This window comes from Acinetobacter sp. RW6 (genome assembly GCF_041956835.1).
GTDB lineage: Bacteria > Pseudomonadota > Gammaproteobacteria > Pseudomonadales > Moraxellaceae > Acinetobacter > Acinetobacter calcoaceticus.
The window spans coordinates 441379-460366 of sequence record NZ_CP167121.1; the positions used below are offsets into that span (position 1 = coordinate 441379).

Annotated in this window: 15 protein-coding genes and 1 pseudogene; 8 read left to right on the forward strand and 8 right to left on the reverse strand. The window is 37.4% G+C overall.

Going from position 1 to position 18988, the window contains the following annotated elements; all coding sequences use genetic code 11:
• Window positions 1-17 precede the first annotated feature (17 nt).
• Window positions 18-977, forward strand: coding sequence for an MBL fold metallo-hydrolase (locus ACB088_RS01970; protein ID WP_375037859.1), 960 nt, complete (start codon window positions 18-20; stop codon window positions 975-977).
• Between the two features lie 415 nt (window positions 978-1392).
• The gene (gene gyrA / locus ACB088_RS01975; protein ID WP_375037860.1) at window positions 1393-4107 is read left to right on the forward strand and encodes a DNA gyrase subunit A; all 2715 of its coding nucleotides are present in this window, start codon (window positions 1393-1395) and stop codon (window positions 4105-4107) included.
• A 44-nt stretch (window positions 4108-4151) separates the two neighbouring features.
• Here gyrA and ACB088_RS01980 read toward each other — a convergent pair whose 3' ends face one another.
• Genes ACB088_RS01980 through ACB088_RS01995 form a run of 4 tightly spaced genes read right to left on the reverse strand, consistent with a single transcriptional unit; the run spans window position 4152 to window position 9001 of the window.
• Window positions 4152-5249 (reverse strand): ABC transporter permease, encoded by a 1098-nt coding sequence (locus ACB088_RS01980; RefSeq protein ID WP_375037861.1) that lies wholly within the window; start codon window positions 5247-5249, stop codon window positions 4152-4154.
• Entirely contained in the window at window positions 5246-6376 is a 1131-nt protein-coding gene (locus tag ACB088_RS01985; protein ID WP_375037862.1) for an ABC transporter permease, read from the reverse strand. Before ACB088_RS01985 ends, ACB088_RS01980 begins: the two co-directional genes overlap by 4 nt.
• 3 nt (window positions 6377-6379) lie before the next feature.
• On the reverse strand, window positions 6380-7501 hold the full coding sequence (locus ACB088_RS01990; protein ID WP_375037863.1) for an HlyD family secretion protein: 1122 nt from the start codon (window positions 7499-7501) through the stop codon (window positions 6380-6382).
• A 12-nt stretch (window positions 7502-7513) separates the two neighbouring features.
• Window positions 7514-9001 (reverse strand): TolC family protein, encoded by a 1488-nt coding sequence (locus tag ACB088_RS01995; protein WP_133747158.1) that lies wholly within the window; start codon window positions 8999-9001, stop codon window positions 7514-7516.
• Window positions 9002-9386: 385 nt separating this feature from the next.
• Here ACB088_RS01995 and serC point away from each other — a divergent pair, with 385 nt between their 5' ends.
• Window positions 9387-10466, forward strand: coding sequence for a 3-phosphoserine/phosphohydroxythreonine transaminase (gene serC, locus ACB088_RS02000; RefSeq protein WP_017387847.1), 1080 nt, complete (start codon window positions 9387-9389; stop codon window positions 10464-10466).
• Window positions 10467-10522: 56 nt separating this feature from the next.
• On the opposite strand, the gene ACB088_RS02005 is transcribed toward serC, so the two are convergent.
• Both ACB088_RS02005 and ACB088_RS02010 read right to left on the reverse strand, forming a co-directional pair.
• Window positions 10523-10669 (reverse strand): hypothetical protein, encoded by a 147-nt coding sequence (locus ACB088_RS02005; protein ID WP_005038822.1) that lies wholly within the window; start codon window positions 10667-10669, stop codon window positions 10523-10525.
• A 33-nt stretch (window positions 10670-10702) separates the two neighbouring features.
• Window positions 10703-11644, reverse strand: a complete 942-nt coding sequence (locus ACB088_RS02010) for a hypothetical protein (RefSeq protein WP_375037864.1) — start codon at window positions 11642-11644, stop codon at window positions 10703-10705.
• Window positions 11645-11890: 246 nt separating this feature from the next.
• Between ACB088_RS02010 and ACB088_RS02015 the strand changes: the two genes are divergently transcribed.
• Together ACB088_RS02015 and ACB088_RS02020 are read left to right on the forward strand one after the other, a co-directional pair.
• The gene (locus tag ACB088_RS02015) at window positions 11891-12379 is read left to right on the forward strand and encodes a YaiI/YqxD family protein (RefSeq protein WP_017387849.1); all 489 of its coding nucleotides are present in this window, start codon (window positions 11891-11893) and stop codon (window positions 12377-12379) included.
• 7 nt (window positions 12380-12386) lie between these two features.
• Entirely contained in the window at window positions 12387-13295 is a 909-nt protein-coding gene (locus ACB088_RS02020; RefSeq protein WP_003650193.1) for a DMT family transporter, read from the forward strand.
• A gap of 29 nt (window positions 13296-13324) precedes the next feature.
• Here ACB088_RS02020 and ACB088_RS02025 read toward each other — a convergent pair.
• Window positions 13325-13405: pseudogene (locus ACB088_RS02025) on the reverse strand (PilZ domain-containing protein); the annotation flags it as partial.
• Window positions 13406-13554: 149 nt separating this feature from the next.
• Here ACB088_RS02025 and ACB088_RS02030 point away from each other — a divergent pair.
• From ACB088_RS02030 to ACB088_RS02040, 3 genes are all read left to right on the forward strand, one after another.
• Window positions 13555-14790: a lipoprotein-releasing ABC transporter permease subunit gene (locus tag ACB088_RS02030; protein ID WP_056481535.1), complete on the forward strand. Its 1236-nt coding sequence runs from the start codon at window positions 13555-13557 to the stop codon at window positions 14788-14790.
• Entirely contained in the window at window positions 14783-15469 is a 687-nt protein-coding gene (gene lolD, locus ACB088_RS02035) for a lipoprotein-releasing ABC transporter ATP-binding protein LolD (RefSeq protein ID WP_375037865.1), read from the forward strand. The genes ACB088_RS02030 and lolD overlap by 8 nt, the downstream gene beginning before the upstream one ends.
• An 83-nt stretch (window positions 15470-15552) precedes the next feature.
• Complete coding sequence (locus ACB088_RS02040) at window positions 15553-17985, forward strand: DNA internalization-related competence protein ComEC/Rec2 (RefSeq protein ID WP_375037866.1); 2433 nt, start codon at window positions 15553-15555, stop codon at window positions 17983-17985.
• On the opposite strand, the gene ACB088_RS02045 is transcribed toward ACB088_RS02040, so the two are convergent.
• Window positions 17938-18921, reverse strand: coding sequence for a lysophospholipid acyltransferase family protein (locus ACB088_RS02045; protein ID WP_375037867.1), 984 nt, complete (start codon window positions 18919-18921; stop codon window positions 17938-17940). The two genes, ACB088_RS02040 and ACB088_RS02045, sit on opposite strands and share 48 nt — an antisense overlap.
• Window positions 18922-18988: the final 67 nt, after the last annotated feature.

The window sequence follows — 18988 nt, forward strand, 5'->3', positions numbered from 1 at the left end:
ATATTAAGGGCTCTATGATGAAATCATTAAAATCAATTGCGATATTATTGCTAGCAAGCGCCAGTGTTATCACACATGCTCAACAAAATTCCAGCGTTCATCAGGTTGATGGTTATTTTTTACAACCTGTAGGCAATCTCAAAGTAACAGCATTATTTGATGGAGAACTAGGATTACCCCGAAGTGATTTATTGGGTATTTCAGCTGAAAAAGCCAATCAGTTGTTTACAGAAAATTATGTTCCTGTAGATGAACATAATCATATTGTCACAGATTTCTCTGCCTATCTTGTACAAACACCTACACAAAACATTTTAATTGATGCAGGGACTGCAAAATGTTTTGGCCCAACTTTGGGTTTTGTACGTGAAAATTTGAAGAAGGCGGGCGTACAACCTGAACAAATAGATACGATCTTGATTACACATGCTCATCCTGATCATTTATGTGGTATTACCCTCGATGGGAAAATGGCTTATCCAAATGCGAAAGTTTATTTGGCTAAAGAGGATGTGGACTACTGGACATCGACTGTTAATGAAGCAAAAGCCACTGATTTTTTTAAGCCAATATTTAAAATGACCAGAGACGCATTAAAGCCTTATCAGGAGGCTGGCCGATTGATTGCTTTTACTAAAGCTTCTTTTAACGTACCTAATGTTCAACTCATAACGACTCATGGACATACGGAAGGTCATTCATCTTATTTGGTAGATGGACAGAAAGGGCAAAAGTTCTTAGGTTTAGGTGATGTTGTACATTATGCGGCAGTACAATTTTCTTACCCCGAGGCAAGTTATAAACCTGATACTGACTCTAAGCATGCGGTAGCAGTCCGTAAAAGTATTTTTGAGCAAGCCTATAAAAACCAATGGTGGGTGGGGGCGGCACATGTTGCTTTTCCTGGCATAGGACATATTGGTAAAAATTCAAAAGGATATCAGTGGGTTCCTGCTCAATATCGACCTGTAAAATAAAAACTCTAAAATGATTTTTAAAGAAATCAGAAGAATAATAGATTTGACTAAAAGCAAGAATGTTCAAGCTAAATATCGTTGAACCAAGCTAATTAAAAAAGTTTTATTTTTAAGAATAAATAAAAAGTGCTCTCTAGGGAGCACTTTTGTGTTGGTTGTATTTTAGTCGAATTGTGCAGTTTTTAAAAATACATTTAAAAGCAGAAATGTCTAATTTTAACTTGTTAATTCTAATGGAATTTTTATTGTAAAAAAATGCTATTTTCAGATTGTTAAACTCCCAGTTAATGAGCAGTTTGTGCTATAGTATACAGCTATATTTTTTTCGACTTTAGTTCAGTTTTCGGAACTAAATTTTTTGCAAGATCAAGACATATAAGCAGATGGAAATTTCTATCTGTAAGAAGGAGTATGCATGAGCGTATCGGAAATCCGACCGATTGCCATTGAGGATGAACTCAAGCATTCATATTTAGATTACGCGATGAGTGTAATCGTATCTCGTGCATTGCCGGATGTGAGAGACGGTCTAAAACCTGTTCACCGTCGTGTACTATTTGCCATGCACGAATTGGGCAATGACTATAACAAAGCCTACAAGAAATCTGCACGTGTTGTTGGGGACGTAATCGGTAAATATCACCCTCATGGTGACTCAGCTGTTTATGAAACCATTGTACGTATGGCTCAGGACTTTAGCTTACGTTATTTATTGGTAGATGGTCAGGGTAACTTCGGTTCGATTGATGGCGATAGCGCAGCTGCAATGCGTTATACCGAAGTCCGTATGACAAAGTTAGCGCACGAACTTCTTGCAGATCTAGAAAAAGACACTGTTGACTGGGAAGATAACTACGACGGATCTGAGCGTATTCCTCAGGTGGTTCCGACACGTGTTCCAAACTTGCTAATTAATGGTGCTGCCGGTATTGCTGTTGGTATGGCAACAAACATGGCACCACACAACATGACAGAAGTTGTGAATGCATGTTTAGCCTATGCCGACAATCCGAATATCTCGATTGAAGGATTGATGGAATATATTACTGGTCCTGATTTCCCTACAGGCGGTATTATTTACGGTAAATCAGGTATTGTTGATGCATACCGTACAGGTAAAGGCCGACTACACATTCGTGGTAAGTACCATTTCGAAGAAGATGAAAAGACAGGTCGTATAACCATCGTCTTTACTGAAATTCCATATCAAGTTAACAAAGCAAGAGTTATTGAGCGTATTGCCGAGTTAGTTAAAGAGAAAAAACTTGAAGGTATTTCAGAGCTTCGTGATGAGTCTGACAAAGACGGGATGCGTATTGCGATTGACTTGAAACGCGGTGAAAACGCCGAAGTCATTGTAAATAACTTATTCTTGAATACACAGCTTGAAAACTCATTCAGCATCAACATGGTTTGTCTTGATAATGGACAACCAAAATTGATGAATCTGAAAGATATTATTGCGGCATTTATTCGTCACCGCCAAGAAGTAGTGACACGCCGTACCATGTTCGAATTGCGTAAAGCACGTGAACGTGGTCATATCTTGGAAGGCTTAACCGTTGCCTTAGCCAATATTGATGAAATTATCGAAACCATTAAAACTTCTGCTAACCCAGCTGAAGCGCGTGAGCGTTTACTAGCAGGTGAGTGGGCTGGTGGTGGTGTCGTTTCTTTACTCGAAAAAGCTGGTGCTATTTCTGTTCGTCCAGATGAAATCGAAGGTGAAAACCCAGATCGTCCATTTGGCTTATCTGAAGCGATTTATCGTCTATCTCCAACGCAAGTAGGTGCAATTTTAGAGTTGCGTTTACATCGTTTAACGGGTCTTGAGCAAGATAAATTACATGCTGAATATACTGAAATTTTAGGTCAAATTGCTGAACTTACGGCAATTCTTAATGATTTCAATTTATTGATGGCTGTGATTCGTGAAGAATTAGCACAAGTTTTACAACAGTATGGTGATGGACGTCGTACGGAAATTATTGAATCGCGTATTGATTTTAGTCGTGAAGATTTAATTCCAGAAGAACAAGTTGTATTAACGGTTTCACAAACAGGCTACGCAAAAACTCAACCGCTTTCTGACTATCAGGCTCAGCGCCGTGGTGGACGTGGTAAGTCTGCAACTTCAATGAAGAGTGATGACTTTATTCAACATCTAATCGTGGCTTCAAATCATGCGACTGTGTTGTGTTTTACTAACGTAGGTAAAGTATATCGCCTTCGCGTATTTGAAGTGCCTCAAGCATCACGTGGTGCAAAAGGCCGCCCGATTATAAACTTGTTACCTTTAGATGCGAATGAAACAGTAACTGCGATCTTGCCGTTAACCGAGTTCCTAGAAAACCATTACGTATTTATGGCAACAGCTTCAGGTACAGTTAAACGTGTTGATTTGGAGCAATTCTCTAACATTCGTTCAAATGGCTTACGTGCAATTGAACTTAATGAAGAGGATACCTTAATTGGTGTTGCGATTACTGATGGTAATCAGCAAATCATGTTGTTCTCGAATGAAGGTAAGGCAATTCGTTTTGCTGAAACCGATGTGCGTTCAATGGGTCGTACTGCTAAAGGCGTCCGTGGTATGCGCGTTAGCATTGCAAGCAACACTTTAAGTGAAGAAGATGCAGAAATTGAACATGATGAATCTGATGATAATGAAGATTCAGCAGAGTTAAGTGTAGTAAGTCGCATCGTATCGCTTGTTGTTGTTCCTGAAACGGGTGAAGTGCTGTGTGCGAGTGCCAATGGTTATGGTAAACGTACTCCTGTAAATGACTTCCCAACCAAAAAACGTGGTGGTAAGGGTGTTATTGCAATTAAGACAAGTGAACGTAATGGTGAGCTTGTGGGTGCGGTATCTATTGATGAAAGCAAAGAACTGTTGCTTATTTCTGATGGTGGTACATTAGTTCGTACTCGCGCGGCAGAAGTTGCAATGACTGGTCGTAATGCACAAGGTGTACGTCTAATTCGTTTAAGCGAAGAAGAAACCTTGGTGGGTGTTGTGTCTATTGAAGCGGTTGAAGATGAAGAAGAGTTTCTCGAAGGAGAAGTGGATACTTCAGAATTAGATACCGAAGATGCAGTGTCTACGAATGACGATGCATCAGAAGAATAAGTCGTAATTAAATAAAAAAGGAAGCGTAAGCTTCCTTTTTTATTTTATGAAGAAGATTTTTTAACAAGTCGATAATAAGCTAAGCACATTAATAGTAATCCGATTGTCGCAAGAAAAATCAGTTTTGGTATAACCGTGGCTAAAGGAACACCCATCTGGTTAAGTTGCACAAACATTTGTACCCCATGTGTTGATGGTAAACACCATGCAAACCATTGTAACCACTCAGGCATTGCTTGATGAGGCCATGCAGCTCCGGTTAATAAGAATAAAGGTATAGAGCTAAACACAATAATATGTCCAGCACGTTCTGGCATGTCTAAAAGCGGACCGATCAACATGCCTAATCCAATCACACAACTAATAAAAATAGGAACGGCGACTAGCAAACCAGTAAAGTTCCCACCGTGTGGATAGTCATTGAACCATAAGGTAAAACCGAAGAGATAAAAACACCCTAAACAGCCAATGGTAAATATACTTGCAAAAATTCCAGCGAAGCGAACACCTGTAATTTTTTGGTGTTGTTCACGGTAGCTTGCGATTAGCATCGCTAAACCTAACACAATAGTTTGATGGATAATTAAACCTGCAACAGCTGGAAAAATATAACTTCCATATCCTGAAAGCGGGTTAAATAACGGGACTTGATGAATAGAAAGCGCAGGTTGGAAATGTGTGCGCTCTCCAAATCTTTCAATATATTCTTTTAATGTGGCTTCAATGGATGTAGCTAAGCCTAAACCAATTTCTTTAGTTTTTAAAAAGTTTGTTGTGCTTAGATATAAGCCAATTCCGCCTGTTTCTCCTCGACGCAAGCTTTGAGTTAGGTTGCTTGGTAAAAGTAAAATACCATCGGCCTTTTGTTCACGAACCATTTGTTCAGCTTGTAAAAAATTACTTGTAACGGTAACAATATGAACATGCGGGCTATTTGCACTTTGGCCGATTAATTGAGAAGTTAATAGGCTTTGTTCTTCATCAACAATTACAATTGGAATTGATTCAGCACGTTCTGCTTTATAGGCGGTAGGATAAAAAAAGCTATAAAGAATGACCGATAAAATCAGAGTTGTGAAAACCGAGCTATTACTAACAATATCTTTAAATGTTTGCCCATAAGCCTTTAAAAACTCTTTCATGGTGTTGCTCCCCTAATTAATTTTTTAAGCAGTAGAGAACTTAAAAAGAAGTAAATAAGGCAGTAACCCAGAAGTATTAAAAAGGGAGTCATTGAAATGAAAAGTGGGCTACCAATGACCCATTGTTCGGTTTGGAGCTTTGCATAAGGTGTATAAGGGATAATGAGTGACCAAAATTTAGTGAAAATCGGTGCATTATTTAAAGGCAAAGTAACGCCTGCAAAACTTAAAGATGAGCCACCATAGACGGCAATAAAGCCAAAAGTTTTACTTAAATTCTTGGTCGCAAGAATAACGGTGCTGCTAATCAAAGCGTAAGCAAAATAAAGTAAGAACTGTGCGCATAGCAATAAACTTAAGGAACCCGCTACAAACCAGCCACGAATTTCAACTAGCCAAAACATCCATAGCCATGTCCATACACAAAAAATAAGGCTATAAAGCAAATTTTTAGCCAATAAGCCTTGAATAAAATTATCTCGGTTTACCCATTGAGTGAGGGTATTACGTTTTAGTTCTTGTCCAATTGCAAAAGCAACACAGCAGCATAGCAACAGATGCAATACGGCAGGAACCATAAATGGCTCTAAATAAAACTCATAGCTCATGCTCGGGTTGTAAAGCGTTGATACTTTTACATGAGCTGTAGGTACATCTAAATAGGGAATATTATTTGCAAGATAACTTTGGCCTGCATAGTCTGCTAAAGCATTGAGGGTACTTACCAGCATTGCTGAAGAAATCGTATTTCCCACGCTAAAGAAAGACTGGTTAAAAGCAATGCTGATTTGAGCATCTTGCGCTTTCACAAAACGCTTTTCAGCACCGTCTGGAATGAAAACATAACCCCAGATTTTAGTTTCGTTAAGTAATTGTTCCGCTTCAGTAGAACTTGCCGTAATCGTTTTAATATCTACCGTATGATTCAACGAAAGATACTTTTCAATATTGCGGCTGAGTTCACTTTGGTCCTGGTCAATAATGGCAATGGGTAAATGTTCAGCTTTACCTGCGTAAAACATGCTGCTAAACAAAAAAATGATAAAAGCAGGGATAAGTGTCACCATGCACAAATCCCATTTATTGCTTTTTAGATAGTTTAGTTCACGTAATATACTGGCAAACATGCGTTATTTTTCTTCTTTAATTTTAAATAGAACACTCATGCCAACTTTTAAATCTTGCACTGGTTTTTCAGGTACAAGATGAAGTTTAAAGCTACGAATATCATAACCTCCAGTTTGGCGAGTAGTTTTTATAGTGGCAAATTCACCTTCAGCATCAATATTTTTAATTTTAAAAGTCACATTCTGATTCAGTGCAGGAATGAATCCTTCAAGGGTTTTGCTTTTATAAACAGAGGCATATTGATTTTCGCCTACATTTAAACTCACCCATAAATCATCATCTTCTAAAATGCTGACAACAGGTACGCCCATAGCAACTAACTCAGAAGGCTTGCCGTAAGTTTTTGAAACTGTGCCCGAAATAGGAGAGAATAAACGTGTCTCTGCTTCTAGTGCTTTTGCTTCGCCTACAGCTGCTTTTGCAATTTCAACCTGTGCATCTGCTGTAGATTTTTGCTGACTCGTACTACCTCGTTTTGCACGAGCATATTGTTGATAAGAGGCTTCACTTAATTCTTGGGCAGAAGTTTGAGCCGCTAGCATTTCATCTCGTCTTTGGCGTGAAATAACACCTTGTCTATATAAATTTTCACCACGTTGGTAAGTGGTTTTTGCAAGGTTTGCTTGTGCTTTAGTGCTTTGCCAGTTGGCATAGAGAGTATCGATATTTTCTTGCTGAGAACCGCGGTCTACCGTAGATTGAAATGCTAAAGCTGATTGTAAAGCTGCCAAGGCTTGTTGCTTTTTAGCTTCTATTTCTGGGCTAACCAAGCGAACAAGTGGCTGGCCTTTGGAAATTTTCTGGCCTTCTTGCACATAAATTTCTTCAATACGACTTGGAACTTTTGTACTTACGTGAATAGTTTCGGCTTCAACGCGGCCTTGTAGTTCAATAGGTTTAGGCTGATAACTTTTCCACAAACCAAAAATAATTAAACCTAATAGCGCAATAATTACTAAGCCAATAATCAGTTTAAGCTTGGAGTTTTTAGGTGGTTGAGAGTCGCCGTTATTTATGTTTGATTCAGGGGTGTCACTCGCTTGATCGTTTTTTTGAGATTGGTTAATTTCTACCGTATCCGCAGCAAGAGAATCCTGTTCTGAATGAGATGATTCTTGATTCATTTTATACTCCTATTAACGGATATAGTCGGTATGTGGTTGATTAACGTAAGCTTTAAATTGATCAATTGAACCGTGACTTTGCAATAGAGTCGCGAGTGACATGACATATTTATAGGCATTTAAAGCCATTTCAGTTTTTAAAGCACTTAAAGCATTTTGTGCATCAATCACTTGTGTTGCTGTACCCATTCCTTCACGGAAAGAAAGCTCTTGAATACGTAAGTTTTCTTGAGCGGCATTTACGTTTCTTTGTAAGAGTTGATGGCTTTGCTGAGCAGAGTTGAGTTCGTTATATGACTTATTCAGAAGTGCCTCAATTTCTTGCTTGGTACGTTCGGTCATAAGTTCAGAAGCATAACGCTTTAATTCAGCAGCATGGATATTCTTATTTTTATCTACACCAGAGAATAGGTTGTATTTTGCCATTACACCGACAATCCAGTTTTCATTTTCATCAAGAGCATATTCACCAAATGCAAAAAGACTTGGTTTTTTCGCGGCTTGTTGAGCTTGAATATTTACATTAGCCAGTTGAGTATCCATCTGCATTTTTTGTACAAGGCTAGATTTTTGCGAATAACTAGTTAAAAGTGATTCTAGAGTTTGGCTTGGAGTATTATTTACAAATAAGGGTGTACTTAAATCTACATTATTTTGTTGATGTAGAAGATTATTAAGGCTAAAGCGACTGGCATTTAAGTTGGCTTGAGTACTTTGTAAAGTACGTTCCGCATTATTACGCGCGACTTCAAACTGCATGCGTTGCCCTTTACTAATAAACCCTTGTTGTTCGAGTTTTAGCGCATTGCTGTAATGTTTTTGCATAGCATTAAAGTTGAATAAACTACTTGCTACCAGTTGCTGCTGTAATTGAACATTAAAATAACTTTGTACAACTTCAAACCGCTGTACATCTTGTTGCTGTTGACTTGAAAGTTCCGAACGCTGTGCTTGAATGTTGGCTATTTTTTTTGCACTGCTGGTTAAACCACCTGTATATAGGGGCATAACGACCGAAATAGAAGGGCGTACAACCTGATCTTCTATAGTCAGGTTCGCATAGTCGGGAAAGCGATTTATACCATCATGAATGGTTTGATTTGCACCTTCTTGAACTTGTCCCAGCACATCCGATGGAATGACATTGTTCCACTGTGAAAGTTTATCGTTGAACCCCTGACTTAAATCATTCTCAAGCTTTTGTTTAAAAGAGGCGAGGGGTACGTCTGTTTCGCTATGAAAGGCATATGCTCTAACATTTAAATCTACTCGCGGTAACCCGAGTCCTTTTACTGCTTCAGCTTCTAGTTGAGATGCTTGCTGCAAAGCTTGATTAGCTTGAGTGCTATATGAACTCTTCAAAGCTTGTTGTTCTGCTTCAGCATAGCTTAAGCTTTGAGCATATAAATGATTTGTGAAAAAAAGTCCTAAGGCCAAAGCAAGATGCTTGGGTTTAAAGAAAAAGGGGCAAATAGACTGTCTATATCGATGTACTGGCATTTTAAATAACAATTTCTGGCATCCCTTATAGTTTAAATTTCTTGTTATTAAATTCAATTATCATATTGTTTCTTATACATTTGTATAAAAACAAGATAGTTTAAGCTCCCTTTAATTTTTAAATATTATAAAGCCCATATTTTTTACTACATATCAAAGTATGTGAAATCATAATCACAAGTCAAGTTGATCTTTACTCAATGAAAATGTTTTAAACTGATAAAATCACAAATAAAAGCAAAGAAATAAATACAACAATAATTGAAAAAATGATCCTAAATACAGTCCAGCATTGAAATATTTACTTGAGAAGCTGCTGCAAGCTTAAGCAATCTGTGGTTAAATGCCATTTTTATTGTGTTTGACTTTATACAAGGGAAAAATCATGCGCGCGTACAATTTCTGTGCTGGTCCTGCTGCATTACCTACTGCCGTTTTAGAAAAAGCTCAACAAGAAATGTTGGATTGGCATGGTAAAGGTCTATCCATCATGGAAATGAGTCATCGTAGTGCTGACTATGTTGCTATGGCTGAAAAAGCTGAGGCAGATTTACGCAAGTTAATGAATATTCCAGAAAACTATAAAGTACTGTTTTTACAAGGCGGTGCGTCATTACAATTTTCTGCGATTCCTTTAAACCTTTTGGGTAAGAACAATAAAGCTGATTATATTGATACTGGCATCTGGTCTGAAAAAGCGTTGAAAGAAGCAAAACGTTATGGCGACATTAATGTTGTAGACGCTGGTATTAAAGTAGATGGTAAGTTCGCAATTTCTGAACAAAGCGAATGGAACTTGTCTGATGATGCAGCCTATGTACATTATGCCGATAATGAAACGATTGGTGGCTTACAGTTTGCAGGAATTCCTGATGTAAAAGCACCACTCGTTTGTGACTATTCATCAAGCATTTTATCTGCTCCATTAGATGTAACCAAGTTTGGTTTGATCTATGCTGGCGCACAAAAAAATATTGGTCCTGCTGGTTTAACAATTGTCATTATTCGTGATGACTTACTTGATCAAGCTAAACCAGAAATTCCAAGCATCTTGAAATATGGTGACCAAGCGAAAAATGGTTCTATGGTGAATACACCATCAACTTACGCTTGGTACTTGTCTGGTTTGGTATTTGAGTGGTTACTAGAGCAGGGTGGGGTAGATGCTATCCATAAAGTTAACCTTGCAAAAGCTCAGTCATTATATGGTTATATCGACTCAAGCGATTTCTACAATAACCCGATTGCAATTCCAAACCGTTCAATTATGAATGTACCGTTTACCTTGGCAGATGAAGCTTTAGAAAAGCAATTCTTAAAAGAAGCAGAAGCAAACCATTTATTAAACTTAGCTGGACATCGCTCTGTCGGTGGTATGCGTGCAAGTATTTATAATGCCGTACCATTAGAAGGCGTACAGGCTTTAATCAACTTTATGGATGATTTTGCAAAGCGTAATGGTTAAGTAAATCAAAAATAAAGCCCTCAAATGAGGGCTTTATTTTGAATAAATTTTATAAACTAAAAAGGAACTAAACCAAACTGGTGCATGAATATGGCAGCTAAAAACATACCCAATACAAAAAAGCAAAACGCACCAGTATCGACCTTTACGCGCAGGCTACTAGATTGAATGAGGCTGGTAGTTTGTTCGGGTATAATCTTCATTCAATAACCTAATTATTAAAATATTAGTGAAATTCAATTAGTTTCACCCTTTTTAGCACAAATAGTCGCCTGAATCCAGATATTACCGCGAATATATTCGCCAATATTAAAGTTTTTATACAAATCGTTTTTGGTTGCAATGCGCACTAATATGGCAGGAAGATCATCTTCTAAAACCAAAGTAACATCATAAAGGGTATATTCTGCCCCCATAAATGTCATAGAAGTTTTACCAACGATATTACCTTGGAACCATGCTTCATCTTCTTGACCAAGATTTTCACCATATAAATAAGCAACCATTTTAGAAAAATCAACGGTTACAGGTTCTTGATCTTCTGGAGTTTTTGGTTGCCATTCATTAATGAGTTCCTGTAAATTTTCAGGAGCAACTCCATTATGTTCAGTCAAAATCGCATTTAATGCACGGTGATGTTTAATAGAGGCTGGGTCATCAACAACGATTTTTTCGCCTGCTGGAACAGGTTCTAATTCATAAGCCCATGCATTAAATTGAACTTGATAATCTTTAGTTTTGTCATATTGACAAGCGTTAACGCTAAATAAATTATCAAATGCATAAACCGTTGTATCTTTATTTAGTTTTAAGCTTAAAACAGCTTGTGTCGAAGAGTCACAAGTAATGATACGTTCAATTTTCGCATTATATTGATATGGACTTTCAAAACTTGGAAAGGCTGTTTTGAGTGCGCGAGGTTTCTGATTTTCAACCGCAATAATCTGGTTGATTGTAACTTTTTGGTTTTGTGGGCCTTGAATCAACCAAAAAGATTGATCCATATCTTCTTCATGTTCGCATAAGCCCATTGGCATTACGGGTGCATCAAGTGCTAGTCCTAACCATTTTGGTACATCTGTTTCGGGATGGCACGTCAATAGATTCCAATGTTCGCCATGACTACCAAAATTTTGGTCATTTACTTTAATAACTTCTGGACTGTTTTGATTTTTCATAAGCATGATGCTGTTGGGTTCACATTACTTGTTATATTAAATCGAGGGTGTTTGCTATTTTTCAAGTCACCATATGTAAATTCTCTTGTAAAAGCACATATTTAGTCATTGAAAGATAGATATTACTGCTAATTATAAAATAAAAGGTAGATCTGGCTCTTAAAAAACTTAAACACTAAATTAAAAATAAGTTTAATGTTTATTACTATTCACCTTAGAAAAGCATCTGTTAGACTTATATTTTTAATGGAAATAGAGAATAACTTGCTGCCATTTAAGCTATGGGTAGATGCAGATGCTTTACCAAGAATATTACGTGAAGTGATTTTGCGCGCATCAGATCGTTATCAATTAGAAGTCATCTTTGTTGCTAATCAAAATGTTGGGATTACGCCTTCTGTTCGCATCAAGTCAATACAGGTTTTAAGTGGTGCAGATCAGGCCGATAAAGAAATAGTTGATCGTATGATTGAAAATGACATTGTCATTACGCAAGATATTCCACTAGCGGCTCAAGTAATTGAAAAGGGTGGCGTTGCTATTCACCCCCGAGGTGAGGTTTATACAACCGCGAATGTTAAAGCGCGGTTACATCTACGTGATTTCATGGATACGCTTCGTGGCGCAGGAGTACAAACTGGCGGGCCGCCCCCTATTTCAGAGCGGGATAAGCGTGAATTTTCGAGTGCATTAGATCAAACAATTTTAAAGCAAAAACGTAAAATAGCTAAGTGAGCATCGCATGCCATCGCAAACCAATTTGGCTTTAACCTATGCCTTGTTAGTGTTTATATGGGCAACAACTCCATTAGCCATTGTTTGGAGTGTGTCCGATTTACATCTTATGTGGGCATTGTTGTTACGCTTTTTTATTGCATTGCCTTTGGCCGTGACTATATTACTGATTTTAAGAACACCTTTTCCAACTCATCGACAAGCAATTCATAGCTACATTGCCGGATCTTTTAGCTTAATTGGTTCTCAAATTTTCACATATGCTGCTACCCAATATTTAAGTTCAGGCATGATTGCGCTTATGTTTGGTTTAGCTCCCATTATGGCTGGACTAATCGGTCGTTTTGCATTCGGTCAGCAACTTTATAAGTTGCAATGGTTAGGTATGGCTATTGCCGTAAGTGGTTTAGCGATTATTTGCTTGAATGGATCGAATCAGCATGTGCATCCGTTTGGCATAGTTCTCATGCTGATCAGTGTTTTTGTCTATTCTTTCTCAATTTTTTGGGTTAAGAAAGTTAATGCACAAATTCAGCCTATGGCTCAGGCAACGGGATCTATTTTAGTTTCTTCGATTTTGGCAAGTTGTCTTATTCCATTTATTTGGCAATATGCACCAACACATTTACCAGAGGCCAAATCTTTATTTGCCTTAATTTATACGGTATTGATGGCCTCATTAGTCGCCATGTTTTGTTATTTCAAGCTTATACAAAACATTCAGGCAACGACTTTATCTTTAACGACAGTTATTACGCCAATGTTAGCCATGATGATTGGAGCTGCTTTAAATCATGAACAACTTTCGATTATGGTTTTTGTGGGTGCTTTAATTATCCTGTTTGGGCTATTTTTATATTTCTATAAAGACATTCAAGCAAATCGAAATTTTGTCCGACATATTAAGCCTAAATAGGAGAAGATTTGGGTAATTTGTTGAGCTTATTCATTAAATTGTTCTAATTCGTAGCGAAATGCATGATCAAATTGATCTCCCAACTTAAGTAGTAGAAAATAGCGCAGCAATATAATATTAGGATTGTTAAGGAAAGATCAGAACTTACTGATTTTTAAACCTTAATACAGCATCTAACGATATGGCCAAATAGTAGATGTGGATGCGATTTGACATGAGCATCTGCTATTTCCCATCAATCACCTTGGATTTAGAAGGTATGTTTAAACCAATCTCACTGTATATAGGGTTGAGATATACTCGCGCAAGACGCAGTAATCATTTTATTTCTTTTATTGCATTGGTTTCGATGATCGGTTTGACACTAGGTGTCGCTGTGCTGATTACGGTACTTTCTGTGATGAACGGTTTCGATCGAGAACTAAAAAACCGTGTTTTGGGAATGGTTCCGCAAGCGACAGTTTCATCTACACAAATCCTCACGGATTGGCCTGAACTGGTAAAACGAGTTGAACATCATCCACATGTAACTGGGGTTGCACCTTTTACCCAATTGCAAGGTATGTTAACCGCGCAAGGGCAAGTCGCTGGTATTATGGTGACGGGTATTGATCCAAAATATGAAAAGAATGTGTCTATTATTCAAAATCATATTGTTGCAGGTAGCTTAGATTCACTTAAAAAGGGTGAGTTTGGTATTGTCCTTGGTAAAGATATGGCCGATTCATTAGGCTTACGTCTAAATGACAGCGTGACATTGGTTTTACCTGAAGCAACGCCATCTCCAGCGGGTGTGGTGCCTCGTTTCAAACGCTTTAAAGTGGTTGGTATTTTTAGTGTAGGTGCTGAAGTCGACTCTATGGTGGGGTATATCGCCCTATATGATGCGTCAACTCTATTACGCTTACCAGATGGTGCTCAAGGTGTCCGTTTAAAACTAGATGATATTTTTGCCGCGCCAAAAGTTGCGGACGACTTGGTAAAAAGTTTACCAAGTAATTTCTACGCGACGAACTGGACCTATACGCATGGCAATCTGTTTAATGCCATTCAAATGGAAAAAACACTAGTTGGTTTGTTACTTGTACTTATCATTGTGGTTGCAGCATTTAATATCGTTTCGTCTTTAGTGATGGTTGTGACTGATAAAAAATCAGATATTGCCATTTTGCGTACATTAGGGGCGTCACCATCGATGATTACTAAAATATTTATGGTGCAAGGTACTGTCATTGGTGTGATTGGGACAGTTGCGGGTACGGTTTTAGGTGTAATTTTGGCTTTAACCATTAGTGACATCATTTCATGGTTTAACAATGTGTTGGGCCTAAATCTATTTGATGCTTACTTTGTGCATTACCTACCTTCTTATTTAAGATGGCAAGATGTGACGATTATTGTGATTGTGTCTTTACTTTTAAGCTTCTTGGCAACTATCTATCCGGCACTTCGTGCGGCCAAAGTTCAACCTGCCGAGGCACTGCGTTATGAGTAAAATTGTTTTAGAAGCGAAAGAAATATATAAACATTTTGATGATGGTAAATCTAAGGTTGAAGTCATTAAAGGTCTTTCTTTACAAGTTGAAGCAGGGCAGTTTGTTTCGATTGTTGGTGCGAGTGGTTCAGGCAAAAGTACTTTGCTTCATGCACTAGGCGGTCTAGAGCAACCAACGCAAGGACAAGTATTTTTAAATGGTCAGCGTTTTGATAATTTAGGTGAAGCCGAACGTGGTTTTCAACGTAATAAATATCTAGGTTTTGTTTATCAATTTCACCATTTGTTACCTGAGTTTACTGCGCTTGAAAATGTGGCAATGCCTCTTATGCTTCGCCCAGAGAGCCAATACAAATCGGTAAAAGCACAAGCTGAATATTTACTAGATCGAGTGGGTTTATCTCATCGTATGGATCATCAGCCAGGTGAGCTTTCAGGCGGTGAGCGCCAACGTGTCGCTTTGGCTCGTGCTTTGGTCACTCAACCTGCAGTTGTTCTAGCTGATGAACCTACAGGAAACCTAGATCGTAAAACAGCTTTAGGCATTTTTGAATTACTGACCGATCTTAAGAAAGAATTAAATATGGCGATGCTCATTGTGACTCATGATGAGCAGTTGGCGCAGGCAGCAGATTCAATCTTGCATATGGAAGATGGTCTTTGGGTGAGCGGTTCTTAAAAAATTGTCATTAAATCACATTGTTAAAGCCCACTCAGTTGGGCTTTAATTTTGCCCCTAAAAAGATAACGATATGATTTTAAATGTTAAAGCTTATTTTAGTGGGGTGGGTTGTAGGTATTGCATTTATGGGAATAGATCTTCCCCTAATAACGCAATATGGTTGGGCTGGTAAAGTTCTCCTCTTTATCAGCTTTATTTTTTATATTTTTAAGCAGTATATCGTTGTAAATCGACCTATATTAAAAGCAGTTTACTGTTTAGTTTGTGGTCTAAGCCTTTTTGTTATAGGTCATCAATATGCTCAGCATGCTTTAAATGAAAGACTACAACTACGGGAGATGCAACCTGAGTCTTTAAACATTGTTGTGTATATAGATCGAATAAGTGAAGAAAAAGATAATAAGACACAGCAACTCGCTCAGGTTCTAGGGCGGTCATCCCATGTAGTCAATTGGCTATTATATTTAAAAAATGAAAATGAGAAGGCATTGATAGAGGGTCCAAAATTACAATTAGGCCACTACTATCGGATTTCGGGTAAAACCAGACCTGCCCATAGTTACGCAGTATCAGGTGCTTTTGATCAGGAACAATGGTTCATTCAACGAAATATAATGTCAGGTTTCAGTGTTCAGCATATTGAACCTTTAAGCTCTGATGAAATTTATCGGTTGGGTTATCAAAGTCACTTAAAACAGCAACAAAATTTTTTGACTGGACAACAATTAAATATAGAAAAACTACGCCTAAAATTTAGAGTGATGCTAAAAAAAGCTCCCTTACAGAACAAAGGACTGTTATTAGCACTTCTAACAGGAGATGAAAGCCTGTTAAATGAACAGATTAAAAATCAATTTAAGCAGTTAGGAATCTCTCATTTGTTGGCCATTTCAGGGCCTCATGTCCTTATTTTTGCAATCATGTTGTCTTGGGGATTACATCAATTAGTACGACGTTATTATCCTCAGCTTTATTTGTGGCAACCCAAGCAAATATTGACAATGATTTCGTTATGTTTTGGAGTTTTGATTTATACGGCTTTTGTAGGCTTTGAAATTCCAGCCTTAAGAACTTTACTTTCAGTATTTTTATTCGCCTTTTTATTGTTGGTAAAACTACCTGTTAAGCCATTTTCGCTCTTGGTTTTCAGTGCAAGTCTACTTTTACTTTTCGACCCATTTAGTATCTTATCGGCAGGTTTTTGGCTCTCTTATGGTTCTTGTTTTATTTTATTACGCATTTATCAAACTATAGTACAGACTCCAAATCTTTCTTCAATTAGTGTGTTATCTAGAATAATTCTTTTAAGTAAAACCCTCATTGAATCTCAGGGAAAAATATTTATCGCCCTATGTCCTTTAATGCTGATTTTCTTTCAACAAATTTCATGGGTTGCACCTCTCACAAATATTATTGCAGTTCCTTTGCTAGGAGGAATTATTGTTCCTTTGAATATTTTTGCTGCTTGTGTGTGGCTTATTTTTAATTCAATTGGAAATGCACTCTTTCAGATTAATGATATTTTGCTCAGTATAGTGCTGACATGTTTTAGTTTTTTAGAGAAGTTATCTCTACCGTTGCAAGGTTTTAGCCTGACACCACTTGCTTTGTTATGTCTGAGCTGTGCCATTATTATCTTATTTTTACCACGTGGTGTTTTACCGAAATCTTGGGGTCTCATATGTTGTTTACCATTAATCATTCCAAATAAGTCATCCCAGCAAATTCAATTAAATATTATAGATGTAGGCCAAGGCCAATCTATTTTTTTACAATATCCAGAGCAGACATGGTTAATTGATACTGGCGGTTCTTATGATGAGAAGGCTTTTAGTATTGGCCAAAATGTAGTGATTCCATATTTACGTCACAAAGGTATTAAACAATTAGATCATGTCGTGTTATCTCATCTTGACCAAGATCATAGTGGTGCATTTCCTTTTATCGCTCAGGCTTTTCCTATCAAACAAGTCATATCAAATGAGCTATGGGCAGAGAAGGTGAAAGAACCATTTACCTATTGTCATCAAGGGCAAAAATGGCAATATCCCCAGTTAGATATTGAAATACTTTGGCCTAAAGAAAATGATTTAAATTTAGTTCCTTCTAATCAAAATCAATATTCTTGTGTCGTTTATATTCATTTAAAACAAGTAAAGGGTTATCAAAATTATTTAATTATGGGGGATGCTGGATGGGAAGCAGAATATCAATTGATAAAAGAATATCCTGATTTAAAGGTAGATGTTTTGGTATTAGGTCATCATGGTAGTAAACATAGTTCTGCCTATGACTTCTTAGCGACTTTAAATCCCAAGCTTGTTGTTGCCTCTGCCGGTTTTAATAACCGATACGGTCATCCAAGCAAAGAGGTTTTAGCCAGAATACAAGCACTTAATATTCCTTTTAAAACCACAATCGAGCAAGGAACATTAAGTTTTGTATCTCGTAATCATCAAATGGTTTTATACACTCGACGTTTTGAGCGGACTTGGCTTCACAGAACTTTGTGAAGCTTCGGCTTTAAGTCTATCTACAATTTGAAGTGCTTCATTTGGATCAATATTGTAAATATTATCTAAAGCAGGATTTGCCTTAAAACGTTTATAGCTCCAGTGATAGTGTTCTGGATAACGCTGGATGAGTTGTTCAATAGCCTGATGAATGACATAAGTTCCATCATCCGCACTACCTTCGTAGATCTTCTCATCCATAGGTTCAATGTGCATCGTAAAGCCATCATTTTCGTTACGAATTGCGTAAAGAAATAAAGCTTTTGCTTTAGTTTTTTGGATGAGCTTGGCACTTAAATTACTTGAGGCAAGTGGAACGCCAAAATAATTGATCATATCACCACCAACATTTGGCGTATGGTCAGGTAAAATTACGGTGGTTTCACCTTGTTTTAAAGCTTTAAAAATTTGTCTTACACCAGTTTCATCGGTAGGGACCAAATTGGCTTGCTCACGACTACGTGCTTCTCGAACAAAACGGTCTGCATCTACATTTTTTACAGGCTTGTATAAAATTGTCATTGAAGTGAACTGTGAACACCAGGCATTCATGATTTCCCATGTACCAAAATGTGGAACAATTAAAACAACCCCTTTTTTTGCTGCAAGTGCTTCATGAAAGTAATGCTTACCTTCAATATGGTGAATTCTCTCAATATTTGTACTATTTGATGATCCCCAAATACTGAAAAATTCAAAGTATGAGGTTATTTCATTACGAATAGCTTGCTGTGTAATGTCTATTCGCTGCTGTGGCGTTAAATACGGAAGAGTAATTTGTAAGTTAAGTTCTATACTTTTTGATGTTTTAGTAATTTTTAAAGTATTGATTAACCCTGCCAACATACGAGCAAAAAAACGTCCAAATTTAATTGGCTGGCGGCTAAAAGTTTTGAGTAGGTAATAGTTCATGCTTTTTATATCTAATTTGGTCATCTATCGCGGGAAAAAGGAAGCAATAATTAAAAAAAGATAAAATTATTATAAATGAAATCATATTATT

What these genes read in the sequence shown, in the direction of transcription:
- ACB088_RS01970 (WP_375037859.1), top strand. Translation starts at nt 18, where the DNA reads ATGAAATCATTAAAATCAATTGCGATATTATTGCTAGCAAGCGCCAGT.
- gyrA (WP_375037860.1), top strand. Translation starts at nt 1,393, where the DNA reads ATGAGCGTATCGGAAATCCGACCGATTGCCATTGAGGATGAACTCAAG.
- ACB088_RS01980 (WP_375037861.1), bottom strand. Translation starts at nt 5,249, where the DNA reads ATGAAAGAGTTTTTAAAGGCTTATGGGCAAACATTTAAAGATATTGTT.
- ACB088_RS01985 (WP_375037862.1), bottom strand. Translation starts at nt 6,376, where the DNA reads ATGTTTGCCAGTATATTACGTGAACTAAACTATCTAAAAAGCAATAAA.
- ACB088_RS01990 (WP_375037863.1), bottom strand. Translation starts at nt 7,501, where the DNA reads ATGAATCAAGAATCATCTCATTCAGAACAGGATTCTCTTGCTGCGGAT.
- ACB088_RS01995 (WP_133747158.1), bottom strand. Translation starts at nt 9,001, where the DNA reads ATGCCAGTACATCGATATAGACAGTCTATTTGCCCCTTTTTCTTTAAA.
- serC (WP_017387847.1), top strand. Translation starts at nt 9,387, where the DNA reads ATGCGCGCGTACAATTTCTGTGCTGGTCCTGCTGCATTACCTACTGCC.
- ACB088_RS02005 (WP_005038822.1), bottom strand. Translation starts at nt 10,669, where the DNA reads ATGAAGATTATACCCGAACAAACTACCAGCCTCATTCAATCTAGTAGC.
- ACB088_RS02010 (WP_375037864.1), bottom strand. Translation starts at nt 11,644, where the DNA reads ATGAAAAATCAAAACAGTCCAGAAGTTATTAAAGTAAATGACCAAAAT.
- ACB088_RS02015 (WP_017387849.1), top strand. Translation starts at nt 11,891, where the DNA reads ATGGAAATAGAGAATAACTTGCTGCCATTTAAGCTATGGGTAGATGCA.
- ACB088_RS02020 (WP_003650193.1), top strand. Translation starts at nt 12,387, where the DNA reads ATGCCATCGCAAACCAATTTGGCTTTAACCTATGCCTTGTTAGTGTTT.
- ACB088_RS02030 (WP_056481535.1), top strand. Translation starts at nt 13,555, where the DNA reads ATGTTTAAACCAATCTCACTGTATATAGGGTTGAGATATACTCGCGCA.
- lolD (WP_375037865.1), top strand. Translation starts at nt 14,783, where the DNA reads ATGAGTAAAATTGTTTTAGAAGCGAAAGAAATATATAAACATTTTGAT.
- ACB088_RS02040 (WP_375037866.1), top strand. Translation starts at nt 15,553, where the DNA reads ATGTTAAAGCTTATTTTAGTGGGGTGGGTTGTAGGTATTGCATTTATG.
- ACB088_RS02045 (WP_375037867.1), bottom strand. Translation starts at nt 18,921, where the DNA reads ATGACCAAATTAGATATAAAAAGCATGAACTATTACCTACTCAAAACT.